Source organism: Algorimicrobium algoritergicola, assembly GCF_008086165.1.
Taxonomy (GTDB): Bacteria; Bacteroidota; Bacteroidia; order Flavobacteriales; family Flavobacteriaceae; genus Algorimicrobium; species Algorimicrobium algoritergicola.
Genome location: NZ_VSKL01000005.1, coordinates 130240 through 143342 on the forward strand (window position 1 = coordinate 130240; position 13103 = coordinate 143342).

The following is a 13103-nucleotide window of genomic DNA, read 5'->3' on the forward strand; positions in this document are numbered from 1 at the left end:
GAAGTAATTTAAAATATCAAAATTTATACGTATTTATAGTTGATATTTAATGAGTTACTACTTTTGCTTGGCTCTTTTTGTTTCTCATTATGGCTCTTTGTTTCTAGAATAGATTTTAGCTGATTCATGTCTGAACTTACTTTATTTTCTAGAACACGGGCATATATTTGAGTGGTCGTAATTTTGGTATGTCCCAGTATTTTTGATACCGTTTCAATAGGTACGCCATTTGATAGGGTTATCGTTGTTGCAAAAGTATGGCGCGCCATGTGAAAGGTTAGATTTTTTTTAATTCCGACGAAGTTTGCCACTTCTTTTAAATACATATTTAGCTTTTCGTTTGATAATTTTGGCAGTAAGGATTCGGAGACTACTGTTACCGGGTGGTCTTTGTATTTCTGAATGATTTCTAGTGCTTGGGGTAGTAGTGGTACCTTTACAACAGTATCTGTTTTTTGTCGTTTGGTTATTATCCAATTATTACCATCGATACCCATTACCATATTATCTGGAGTTAATGCCATAACATCCACATAGCTAATGCCGGTATAACAGCTGAAAATGAATAGGTCGCGTACGCGATCTAGTCTATCAGAAATGAATTCTTTTTTCTCTAAATTATATAATTCGTTTTCGGAGAGGAATTCTCTATTGGTTTTTTCAAAGGACATTCTAAAGCGTACAAAAGGATCTTTATCAATCCATTCCATGTGAAAAGCCAAAGTGATCATTTTGCGTAATCGCTGAATGTGTTTCATCACGGTATTATTACCTAATGCTTTTGGGTGTCCAACTGGGTATAAATTGGAAAGATACATTTGGAAGTCAGATAAGAATTGAAAATTGAGCTGCTTTAAATAAATGTCGCTCGTATGTTTCTTTTTCTTTAAAAACTTTTTTACGTAGGACTCGGTAACACCGAAGTTTCTAATAGAACCCGGAGCGAGTGTGTTGGAAATTTTTTGATTGTGATATTCTATAATTTCAATGATGGTTTTGCCTTCATCAATATCGGTATTGGTGTAATGCGACTTTATTAATTGCGCCGTAATAAATTGACCTTTGAACTTTAAGTCCTGGTAAATTTGGAAGAGTTGCGATTTTACTTCCTCTAAATATAAATTTGTTTGTTTGGCATGCGCAGTAGTGCCTTTAACCTTTTTCTTTTTTGAATCCCAAATATTAATAGGGACTCTTTTTTTTAAGCTAAAGTTTACGCGTTTACCATCTACGGTAATTCTGATGTAAATAAGTGCTTCATTATTTACTGTTCTAGTGGTTTGTAGCCAATAGATTGTCGAAAATGTGTGTTTTGTTTGCATAGTTGTCGTCTTTTTAAGTACGAAAGTCAAATCAACCGTGCGCATTCAAGTCTGTAGGTTTTTTCTGAAAGTGTCTGCGATCGCAGACACTTTGAAACAGTGTTAACCGAATCGCAGACACTTTAGATCAAATATAGTGAATTTCTATGAATGTCTGAAAAACAAGAAACCGCGTAAATCCTAGGATTTGCGCGGTTTTGGTGCTTTTTAATAAAGCTTCTAGTGACCTCGACTGGATTCAAACCAGTAACCTCTTGAGCCGTAATCAAGTGCGCTATTCAGTTGCGCCACGAGGCCGTTTTTGTGGGTGCAAATATATTCGTTTTTATATTATATGCCAAATAAAATGTCAATTAATCTAAAGCATTTTTTGTTACATATAATTTCCAGCCAAAAATTGCCATTTGAAATTTACTGGCTTTGCTTAAATCCAAACGTTGTTTCGTGAAACTTGGTAGGATGGCCTTGTTCAATTTAGCTAAAAATTTAAAGATTTGTTTTTTCATAGGTTGGCTAAAGAAATATTATTTATTCAAGATGTTAAATTTAAGAATTTAATAATCTATATAATAATTTATCCTACAGTAGTTGCTTACATTTGCAAAAACCCTTTTTTATGAGATGTAATTTACTTTTTATTTTGCTGTTTTTTATTGGATTCCAATCCTTTAGTCAAATTGTTATTAATGAGCTGGATTGTGATACACCAGGTATTGATGATCAGGAGTTTTTAGAACTTAAATCAGACACGCCAAATTTTGATTTAGATGGTTATGTGGTTGTGTTTTTTAACGGTTCTAATTCAGGTAACAACTCGAGTTATTTTACAGTGGATTTAGATGGTTATACAACAGACGAAAATGGATTATTGCTTATAGGTAGTGATTCGGTAACGCCTTTTCCGCAACTTTTAATTGCGGCAAACACCATTCAAAATGGACCAGATGCAGTGGCCATTTATCTAGGAAGCGATTTTGATTTTCCCGAAGAAACGGTAGCAACCATTGATAATCTAATTGATGTTCTATTATATGATACATCAGATGCTGATGACGACGATATGATTGCCATTTTTAGTGCACATCCAAATTTTACAGACATTCAACAAATAAATGAAGGTCCTGGTAATAATACGAATTCCATTCAACGAAATAATGATGGCACTTACACATCAACAACACCAACACCTCGTGCTTTAAATGATGGTAGTGGAATAATTTTTAATAGTATTGCCATTTCAACGGATGCTGAACAATACCAAGAAGACAATACAATAACGATTACGTTTACAGCCCAAATTAATGTAACGGCAGATGCAACATTTTCTTTTTCTATGGATAATGGCGGATTTAATGCGGCAGATTTTACAGGGAACACTACAGTCACTATTCCTAACGGACAAAACACGGTTTCAACAATTATTTCACTGATTGATGATGGCGTGGACGAAGGTGATGAAGAGCCACTTATTAAATTTGTAAACTTACCTTCACCATACATTCCGTTTAATAATTATATCAAATTGCGGGTTATTGATAACGATTTTACACAAGCTAATTTCGGAACACCCTTAAATTCTACTTTTGGAAACGTTGCAAGTACACAGCCCAACGGTTATTATGATAGTTTAGATAATTTGTCTGATGCCAATTTAAAACAAGCCTTGCAAGATATTATTTCAGATCCTGCTGTCGTGCGTGCACAAACGTACACAGATGTTATTGATATTTTAAAAGAAGCCGATCAGAACCCTGAAAATAGCAATGAAGTGTGGTTGGTGTATAAAGAACAAGGTCGTGCTAAATTGGATTATCAATTAAGTTCAGTAAGCACCGGTAAATGGAATCGTGAGCACACGTTTCCAAGATCTAGAGCTGGTTATTATAGTATTGAAGAAGATGAAGTAGCTGACGGAAAAGACATTTTTTGGACAACTAAAGCCGATTCATTACGTCATGGAAATTCTGATGCACATGCATTACGAGCAGCGGATGGACCTGAAAATAGCTCAAGAGGAAATCAGTTTTATGGCGAGTATACAGGACCTACGGGAACTTTAGGAGGTTTTAAAGGTGATGTAGCTCGAGGTGTATTTTATTTAGCTATTCGTTATAATGGATTGGATATTGTAAATGGTTATCCTGATGGAAACGTTGGGCAATTTGGGGATTTACAAACTCTTTTAGAATGGCACCGAAATGATCCGCCAGACGATTTTGAAATGAATAGAAACAATATAATCTATACATGGCAATATAACAGAAACCCGTTTATAGATCAGCCGGATTTAGTAGAGTATCTTTGGGGAGATAATTTAGGTGAAGCATGGGTTCAGCCTTTGAGTATTGATGAAAACATGTTGGAATCTATTGTGGTTTACCCTAATCCAACTTCAGGACGCGTATATATTAAAGGACTAAATAATAGTGCTAATGCAACGGTTTATTCTATGGATGGAAGAGCATTGTTTACAAAAACAATTGCCAATTCATATCTAGACTTAAATCTATCAAGTGGTATGTATCTATTACAAATTACTTCTGAAGATAAAACAACTATCAAAAAAATTATGGTTGATTAATTATAAAATCAAGCAAAAACGCAAAGCCCAAACAATATCTGTTTGGGCTTTTTTGTGCTTTTAATAAACTCATTATTACTGATTTTTGGTCGTAACAATTATGACACCATGCTTGCCTTTTTCACCATATTTTGCTTTTGCCATTTCTGGTTTTAAAACATTTACATCTTTTATATTATCTGGAGTAATGGCTTCCATGTCTTTTCTTGTGGATTCTTTTCCGTTAATGAGTATTAATACGGTTTCGGGAATCTCCATAAGTTTCGTGTCTGTTTCTCCTGTCGAAATAATAATAACACCATCCTTACCTTTATCACCATATTTTTTAAGTTGATCTTTATTTTTAATAACATTGGTTTTAATAATCGTATTTGGGTCAATTTGATCCATTTCTTTAAGGGTTATTTCCTTGTTATTTAATAGAATGAGAGGTTTGGTTTCAGTAGTAAATGAATTGTTTTTATTAGAATTGGAATCCTTTGCCTCAAAAGTGGTTTTTCCTTCAAAAATAATAACGCCATCTTTTCCATCTTCACCGTAACGTTTTAAACCTTCTGTTTTATTAACAATCGTGACGCTTTCGGCATGATAGGTTTTTTTTATGAAATCACCTTTCTTATATTGTTTGCCATTTATAATGTAAAGCGGGTTTTTACCCAAGCCATCATCTTCGCCAATAATTTTTTTAGACCCTAATCGCGTGGTAGCAGTTTTTCCAAAGGTGATCCGGTCTTTACTCACCCGCGTTGTTTCATCATCAGAAAATTGAAACAGAATATCTTTTTCATCTTCGGAAAGTGCTATTGAAAACGGCTTAATGGTTTCGGACTTGTCAAGTCCAACTGTCATGCGTTTTATAAATTTCGTACCACCATCATGATTCGTTCGGATTGTAACTTCTTTAATGGTGTTATCAATATTTCTTGAAATCGCCGTGAATTTGATTTTTGCCGCTTTATCAGAAAAATAGCTCTCAATATCTTTTAATTCCGAATTGCTTGTGTTTGCTGAAACCGTAAAGGTTTTAAACAAGTTTGTGTTTTGGGAAGCAGTTTCGCTAACATAGACCGTTTTCGTGTTGAAACTCATAAGAAATAAGGCCAAAGCAGGAATGACTAAAGCGTATTTCCATGCTTTAAATGTGTTTGATTTTGATGTGTGTAACATAACGATTCGTTTTTTGATTAATGAATTATAAAAATTATTTGCCATCACCAATTGATGAGTTGGTATGCTTGCCTTAAGTAAAAGACGTTGATAGCTTTGTTTGCAATCGGTTTTCGACTGTATATGTTTGTCTGCAATAAATTCTAAATTTTGCTGAAGTGCTTTTTTGTAAAACCAAACGAGCGGATTAAACCAAAATGCAATACAGGAAAGCTGGGAAATAATAACATCTATAGAATGCCATTGCTTAACATGAATGCGCTCATGATTTAAAATGAGTTGCAGTTCGTCATTTTTAAATGAGTTGGGATTAAAAACAATTTTATTAAAAAATGAAAAAGGCGCAATTGTATCTTCTGTTTCTATATAATGAATACCTGCTATTTTTTTTGAAGACTTATTCCGTATTAATTGGAATAGTGACAAGATATTAATGATGAATTTTCCGAAGAAAAATAAAACACCCAAACTATAAAACCAGAACAATATGCTTTCTAAACTAAAGCTTTCTGAAACAATTTGTTCCGTAATTGGCATGTTTGAAACTAATATCGAATTGAAATTTTGTGGAGCAACTTCTGTATAAATGGGAATAACTAGTAATGGAAATAGTAAAGCGATTATTTGGCCGCTTAATAGAAACCAACGGTTAGAATTAAAGAAGGTTTCGCGTTGTAAAAACAAAGTGTAACCAAAGTAAAATATAGCTAATACAGCGGATGCTTTTAGTAAATAGTCCATGCTTATTTGTTTTTCTCAATTAACGCAATTATTTCTTTCAGCTCATCCACGCTTATTTTTTCTTCTTGGGCAAAAAAGGAAACCACGTTTTTATAAGAGCTATTAAAATAGTTGTCAATAGCCGTATTCATAAATTTCTTCTTGTATTGTTCTTTAGTAACAATAGGGAAGTACTCGTGGGTTTTTCCATACGCTTTATAGCTAACATATCCTTTTTCTTCTAAATTTCTAATAATAGTAGAAAGGGTGTTATAGTGTGGTTTTTCCGTTTCAATTTCGGCTAACACGTCTTTTACAAAGGCTTTTTTAAGCGTCCATAAAATGTGCATAATCTCTTCTTCCTTATTCGTTAATTTTTGCATCAAAAGTTTATTTTAATTTCCGCAATAATGGTCATGCATTATTAGTGAACTCAAATGTATAACTATTTTTATAGTTATACAACTGTAAATATAGTTATTTAACGAATTTTTTAGTTTTGATTATAAAATCATTGGAAATAGTATCTTCGCGTCTCAATACATCAGAAATAAAAAGCTGTTTAAATTTAAGTAAAAATGAGTATAGTTTGGATGCTATTAGGTTTAGTATTATTAGTAGTTGGTGGTGAATTTTTGGTTCGATCTTCGGTAGCACTTTCCTTTAAATTTAATATTTCAAAATTAGTAATCGGTATGACGGTTGTGTCTTTTGCAACTTCAGCTCCCGAATTATTGGTTAGTTTACAAGCTGCTTTAGATGGCTCACCAGATATTGCACTCGGGAATGTTATTGGTTCCAACATAGCAAATATTGGACTTGTGTTAGGTATAACAGCCTTTATTTCACCTTTAACGATTGATAAGGATTTCTATAAATTGAATTGGCCCATGATGATGCTGCTTTCTATAGCATTATATTTCATGTTAAGAAGTGGGTTAATCCTAGACTTTAAAGAAGGTTTAGCATTAATGATTTCGCTTGTCATCTTTTTATTTGTATTAATACGTCGTTCTAGAAAGGCAACTGATATTGCTATGGAAACAGATGAAGTGGACGAAACGTTACAAACCACATCAAACTTTAAAGTAATCGTTTGGTTGCTTATTGGAGCTGTTGCTTTATTTTTTGGGAGTGAATGGTTAGTAGTTGGCGCTAAAGATATGGCATTCAGTTTAGGTGTTAGTGAACGCGTTATTTCTGTAACTATGGTGGCTATTGGAACCAGTGTGCCAGAATTAGCAGCATCCGTTATAGCAGCTATGAAAAAGGAAAAAGCTATTTCATTAGGGAATTTAATTGGCTCTAATATTTTTAATATTGCTTCTGTTTTAGGATTAACAGCTATGATACATCCAATTCCTGTTAATAATCCAAATATATTAAGTCAAGATATTTTTTGGATGTTAGGGTTTGCAGCTGTACTTATACCATTAGCATTTCTTCCAAAACGACTGTCTATAGGTCGCTATAAAGGTGCCTTACTTTTGGGTTCTTACATTCTTTTTGTGTATTTAGCTTTTATGGGTGGTAATTAACAGGGTTGAATCCTTGTAAAGTTGATTTATTTTAATTTGACCCCTAAAAAATTAGGGGTCAATGTTGTTTTTTAAAAAAATAGTTTACTTTTGTACTCTAATTATTTAAAAAAACCACACACATGTCCACATTAAGATTTTATGCTATTAAGGAAACGTTGAGTCGTAAGCCTATTAAAATTGAAGAAAATGAACGGCGTTCCGCTATTTTTGGAGCCAACGTTTTTAATGAAGACACCATGCGTCAATACTTAACGAAAGAAGCGTTTGTTAGTGTTATGGATGCTACTCAGAACGGTTCTAAAATTGATCGTCATGTTGCGGATCATATTTCTACTGGTATGAAAGAATGGGCTATTTCTAAAGGTGCTACGCATTACACACATTGGTTTCAACCATTAACAGGAACAACTGCTGAAAAGCATGATGCGTTTTTTGAGCCAATAGGTAATGGTCGCGCTATTGAAAAATTTGGTGGTGGACAATTAGTACAACAAGAACCAGATGCTTCCAGTTTTCCAAATGGTGGAATTAGAAATACGTTTGAAGCTCGTGGTTACACAGCTTGGGATCCTACATCGCCAGCCTTTATTTATGGAACTACCTTATGTATTCCAACCGTTTTTGTATCGTATACAGGTGAAGCTTTGGATTATAAAACACCTTTATTAAGAGCTTTGCAAGCGGTGGACACAGCGGCTGTAGATGTGTGTAAATATTTTGATAAAAATGTTAAGAAAGTAAATGCATCTCTTGGTTGGGAGCAGGAATACTTTTTAGTTGATAGTGCTTTAGCAGCATCAAGACCAGATATTGTTTTAACAGGTCGGACTATGCTTGGGCATTCGCCAGCAAAAGGACAGCAGTTAGACGACCATTATTTTGGAACCATTCCAACACGCGCTATGCAATTCATGCGTGACTTGGAAACCGAGTGTATGTTATTGGGTATTCCAGCAAAAACACGACATAATGAGGTGGCGCCAAATCAGTTTGAGTTAGCACCTGTTTTTGATGAAGCTAATCTAGCCGTAGATCATAACTCCTTATTAATGGACTTAATGCATAAAGTAGGAGAGCGCCATAATTTTAAAGTACTTTTTCATGAAAAACCATACAAGGGTGTTAATGGTTCTGGAAAGCATAATAATTGGAGTTTAACTACAGATACGGGTGTCAATCTTTTTCAACCAGGTAAAACACCCATGAGTAATTTGCAGTTTTTAACCTTCTTTATCAATGCTATTAAAGCGGTTAATGATCATGAGGAAATTATCCGTGCAGCTATCGCGTCAGCAAGTAATGATCACCGCTTAGGAGCAAATGAAGCGCCTCCGGCTATTGTTTCTGTATTTATAGGTGAACAGTTAACAAACGTGTTAAGCGAGTTGCAAAACGTGACCAACGGCAAATTATCACCAGAAGAAAAAACCGACTTAAAACTAAACGTAGTTGGTAAAATCCCTGAAATTTTATTAGATAATACAGATAGAAATAGAACGTCATCATTCGCATTTACAGGTAATAAATTTGAGTTTAGAGCTGTAGGTTCAAAAGCTAATTGTGCAAATCCAATGACCGTTTTAAATACGATTATGGCTAGACAATTAATAGACTTTAAGATAGAGGTTGATGCTTTAATTAAGAAAGAAAGCCTTAAAAAAGATGAAGCTATTTTTAACGTATTGAGAGAGTATATTAAATTATCTCAAAAGGTATTATTTGAAGGAAATGGTTATGGTGAAGAATGGGAAATTGAAGCCAAAAGACGTGGATTAAGCAACCACAAAACAACACCAGAGGCATTAAAAGCTAAAATATCTGAAAAAGCTATAAAACTTTTTGAAGATCTAGGTGTTATGAATCGTGTAGAGTCTGAAGCACGTTATGAAATAGAAATGGAAGATTATGTCATGCGTATTCAAATTGAAGGACGTGTTTTAGGTGATATTGCTCGAAATCATATTGTTCCTGTTGCAGTGCGATACCAGAATATTTTGATTGAAAACGTAAAAGGCTTAAAAGAAATATACGGTAAAGACTTTAAGAAATTTGGACAAGAACAGTTAAATTTAATAGAAGATATTTCAGAACACATAGCATCCATTAATTCAAATGTAACGCTTATGATTAATGAGCGTAAAATAGCTAACAAAATTGGTGAAATTGATAAAAAAGCAGATGCATATTGCAATAAAGTGAAGCCATTCTTTGATGATATTAGGTATCACTGTGATAAGCTTGAATTATTGGTTGATGATGAAATTTGGCCATTGACGAAATACCGAGAATTATTGTTTACTAAATAACTATAAAAACCTGCTAATACCCTCTAAACGCCTTGCTTATGTAGGGCGTTTTGCATGGTCTAATGGTTCAGATATGTAGTTTGTCTGATATAATTTGTAAGTCAACGAAAATATATTTTAAGATGCAAATCTTTACAAATAAATCGTATTTTTGACATGCTATTAATCATTATAAATTACATTATGAAAAGGCTTATTATAAGTGTTCTTATGCTTATGGCTGCAACCCTGATTTTTTCTCAGGCTAAAGACTCAATCGATGACAATGCGTCAAAGCAAGAAGTAGTTAGTCAAGAATTGTCAACAACATTGGGGTGATATTTGAGTCAGTCACGTTGTTGAATTTACCATATTTAAATTTTAAGTGTTTTAAAATACTTTAAAATTTGAATATGGTTTTTTTATGGCCTTAAATTTCAGTCTGTTGGCCTTATTCTTTGGAGATATTTGTTATATTGCCGCCTTGTTAAAAAGCTAATAATGAGATATCTTATTATAAAATCATCATTTCTGACTCAAATTAGATGGTGTGTTGGTTTATTAATTCCAATCGTATTATTGACTAGTACTAGCAGTCTCGCTCAAAATAATTCGGATAGTACTGAAGATTCACAATTGCCTAAAACTGACTTCTATGATTATCGTGGTACACATGGTGTTTCTACAACGTTGGGTTCAGCTGTAATAAATGGTGATTACGCCAATCCAGAATTCGGTATTTATATGGGTTTTGGTTACAAAAAATCCATTATCCCTCACGTAAATGTTAATCTAACATTTAATAAATTCAATCTCGTATATGAAGACTTGTTCAATAAAGGATTCATGTCATTCGATGTGAATGCGGAAGTTTTAGCTTTTCCACATGAACGTTTTTCACCTTTCATCTTTTTTGGTGGTGGTGCAAATGCCTCTAATTATTTTGAAGCTGTAGACCCCAAAGTGCAAGGAGGTCTTGGTTTGGAGTATATTATTTATGAAGGGTTGAGTTTAAGGATTTTTGGTGATTATAACCACGTTTTTAGTGACGAGCTAGATGGTAAAATTTATGGCGATGCTGATGATGTTTATTGGCGAATGGGTTGTGGTCTAAATTTTTATTTTGGTGGGGCAAAGAAAAAAGCAAAACTATTAAGTACAGTGCCAACTATTATTAAAACTAACCCAATTCCTGCCGATAACTAAATAACAATTCTTATTTTTGTGGCTCAATTTCAGGATATGAGTGAAGAAGTAAGTAAACGATATGCGCAAAGAGGTGTTTCTGCCTCAAAAGAAGATGTGCACAACGCTATAAAAAACATAGATAAAGGCTTGTTCCCTAAAGCTTTTTGTAAAATAGTTCCCGATTATTTAACCAACGATTCAGAGTATTGCCTAATCATGCACGCAGATGGTGCAGGAACAAAATCATCATTAGCTTATATGTATTGGAAAGAAACAGGCGATTTGTCTGTTTGGAAAGGTATTGCACAAGATGCTTTGATTATGAATATCGATGATTTACTTTGTGTAGGTGCAACGGATAACATCATGCTATCTTCAACTATTGGTCGTAATAAAAACAATATCCCTGGGGATGTACTTTCCGCAATTATTAACGGAACTGAAGAACTTATTGCCGATTTAAAAACTTTTGGAGTTACTATTCATTCTACAGGTGGTGAAACAGCTGATGTTGGTGATTTAGTACGAACCATTATTGTCGATTCTACCGTAACTGCTAGAATGAAACGTAAAGATGTAATTGATAATGCCAACATAAAACCTGGAGATGTTATAGTGGGTCTTGAGTCTTTTGGTCAAGCTACTTATGAGAAAAATTACAATGGTGGTATGGGAAGCAATGGTCTAACATCCGCAAGACATGACGTGTTTCATAACTATTTAGCAGAAAAGTATCCAGAAAGTTTTGATGCAGCCGTTCCTAGTGAGCTGGTTTATTCTGGGACTATGAAGTTAACAGATAGTGTGCCAGATTCGCCAATTGATGCCGGCAAATTAGTGTTATCTCCCACACGAACCTATGCACCAATCATTAAAGAAATTCTTGATGAATTTTCCAGTGATACCATTCATGGAATGGTACATTGTAGTGGAGGAGCACAAACAAAAATTTTACATTTTGTTGATAGTCTTCATATTATAAAAGATAATTTATTTCCAGTACCACCGTTGTTTAAGTTGATACAAGAGCAGTCTAAAACGGATTGGAAGGAAATGTATCAAGTATTTAATTGCGGACATCGTATGGAGTTGTATGTAGATCCAAAAGTGGCAGATGCTATTATTAAAATATCTGAATCCTACAATGTTGATGCTAAAATAGTTGGTCGAGTAGAAGCGGCTTCAACGAAAAAACTAACAATAAAAAGTGAATTTGGTGAGTTTGTATATCATTAAGTTTTAAATCTTCCAAAAAAAGTATTTCAATGCATAAAAGTGTTTTTGTTATTTTTATTCTTCTAGTTCAATTTGTAAGTGCGCAACCAGATTCGCTCTATTTTAAACCAGCAACTAATCCTAATTTACCCGTTTGGTCAAACACGAATACGGCTGGATTAGATATTAATGAAGTGGCATTTGTTAACTGGAATTCTGGTGGTAGTAACTCAATTTCAGCGCTAATAGGGCTTAAAAGTATGTTGCGTTACCAATACCGAAATTTTATTTGGGACAGTAATTTGCTTGCGCGATACGGACTAAATAAACAAGAGGAGCAGGAATTTAGAAAAACCGACGATTTACTCGAAATTAGTTCCAGTTTAGGCTTTCGGAAAAATAAGTTAACCAATTGGTATTATTCAGCACGATTTAGTTTTAAAACACAGTTTGCCAAGGGATTTAGTTACCCAAATACATCCAATGAGATTTCAAAATTTATGGCACCTGGATATTTATATCTTGGTGGTGGTGTAGAATACGGTAAGAATATTGATAAATTTTCTCTGTATTTTTCGCCCTTAACCCTGAAAACAACATTTGTTTTTGATACAGCATTATCAGACGCTGGATCATTTGGTGTTAAGCCAGCCGAATATGACTCAAGCGGAAACCTTATTCGTTCGGGAGAGCGTGTTAGAAAGGAATTAGGTGTATTATTAACAAGTGCTTATGAAACCCGGTTATTTGAAAATATATCCATTCATAACCTGATGAGTTTCTATACTGATTATATCAACGATTTTGGAAATGTAGATATCGATTGGGAAATTGTTTTAGATTTTAAAGTGAATAATTTCGTTCGTGCTACTTTAGGTTCGCATTTAAAATACGATAATGATGTTAAAATTCAGGAGGAAATTGTGAATTTAGAAACTGATGAAACGGAGTTTGTTCCGGTAGGTGCGCGGGTTCAATGGAAGCAATTGCTAGGTGTTGGCGTTGTTTATGAGTTTTAGAAAAAAAATAATTATTTGTTAACTTTTTTATGTTGATAAGTAATTAGTTCGCTGACTATCAAATA

General features: G+C 33.9%; 10 protein-coding genes and 1 tRNA gene. 6 read left to right on the top strand and 5 right to left on the bottom strand.

Annotated elements, in window-relative coordinates:
• Positions 1–23: 23 nt before the first annotated feature.
• From ES675_RS12540 to ES675_RS12550, 3 genes are all read right to left on the bottom strand, one after another.
• Positions 24–1322 (bottom strand): site-specific integrase, encoded by a 1299-nt coding sequence (locus tag ES675_RS12540; RefSeq protein WP_066253110.1) that lies wholly within the window; start codon positions 1320–1322, stop codon positions 24–26.
• A 223-nt stretch (positions 1323–1545) separates the two neighbouring features.
• Positions 1546–1619, bottom strand: a tRNA-Arg gene (locus ES675_RS12545).
• A 56-nt stretch (positions 1620–1675) separates the two neighbouring features.
• Positions 1676–1828: an SsrA-binding protein gene (locus ES675_RS12550; RefSeq protein ID WP_066253112.1), complete on the bottom strand. Its 153-nt coding sequence runs from the start codon at positions 1826–1828 to the stop codon at positions 1676–1678.
• A gap of 110 nt (positions 1829–1938) precedes the next feature.
• Here ES675_RS12550 and ES675_RS12555 point away from each other — a divergent pair, with 110 nt between their 5' ends.
• Complete coding sequence (locus ES675_RS12555; protein WP_066253114.1) at positions 1939–3903, top strand: endonuclease; 1965 nt, start codon at positions 1939–1941, stop codon at positions 3901–3903.
• A 75-nt stretch (positions 3904–3978) separates the two neighbouring features.
• Here the strand turns inward: ES675_RS12555 and ES675_RS12560 are convergent, their stop codons facing one another.
• Positions 3979–5811 (bottom strand): M56 family metallopeptidase, encoded by a 1833-nt coding sequence (locus ES675_RS12560; RefSeq protein ID WP_066253117.1) that lies wholly within the window; start codon positions 5809–5811, stop codon positions 3979–3981.
• Positions 5812–5813: 2 nt separating this feature from the next.
• The gene (locus ES675_RS12565; protein WP_066253119.1) at positions 5814–6173 is read right to left on the bottom strand and encodes a BlaI/MecI/CopY family transcriptional regulator; all 360 of its coding nucleotides are present in this window, start codon (positions 6171–6173) and stop codon (positions 5814–5816) included.
• Between the two features lie 195 nt (positions 6174–6368).
• On the opposite strand from ES675_RS12565, the gene ES675_RS12570 reads away from it, so the two are divergent.
• The 5 genes from ES675_RS12570 (at position 6369) to ES675_RS12590 (ending at position 13038) form a co-directional block, all read left to right on the top strand.
• Positions 6369–7328 (top strand): calcium/sodium antiporter, encoded by a 960-nt coding sequence (locus ES675_RS12570; protein ID WP_066253122.1) that lies wholly within the window; start codon positions 6369–6371, stop codon positions 7326–7328.
• Positions 7329–7450: 122 nt separating this feature from the next.
• Positions 7451–9637, top strand: a complete 2187-nt coding sequence (locus tag ES675_RS12575; RefSeq protein WP_066253125.1) for a glutamine synthetase III family protein — start codon at positions 7451–7453, stop codon at positions 9635–9637.
• A gap of 480 nt (positions 9638–10117) precedes the next feature.
• Positions 10118–10822 carry a Curli production assembly/transport component CsgG gene (locus ES675_RS12580; protein ID WP_231931300.1) on the top strand — a complete coding sequence of 235 codons (705 nt, stop codon included), beginning with the start codon at positions 10118–10120 and terminating at the stop codon, positions 10820–10822.
• 36 nt (positions 10823–10858) lie between these two features.
• The gene (locus ES675_RS12585) at positions 10859–12040 is read left to right on the top strand and encodes an AIR synthase related protein (RefSeq protein ID WP_066253134.1); all 1182 of its coding nucleotides are present in this window, start codon (positions 10859–10861) and stop codon (positions 12038–12040) included.
• 29 nt (positions 12041–12069) lie between these two features.
• Positions 12070–13038 (top strand): DUF3078 domain-containing protein, encoded by a 969-nt coding sequence (locus ES675_RS12590; protein WP_066253137.1) that lies wholly within the window; start codon positions 12070–12072, stop codon positions 13036–13038.
• Positions 13039–13103 lie beyond the last annotated feature (65 nt).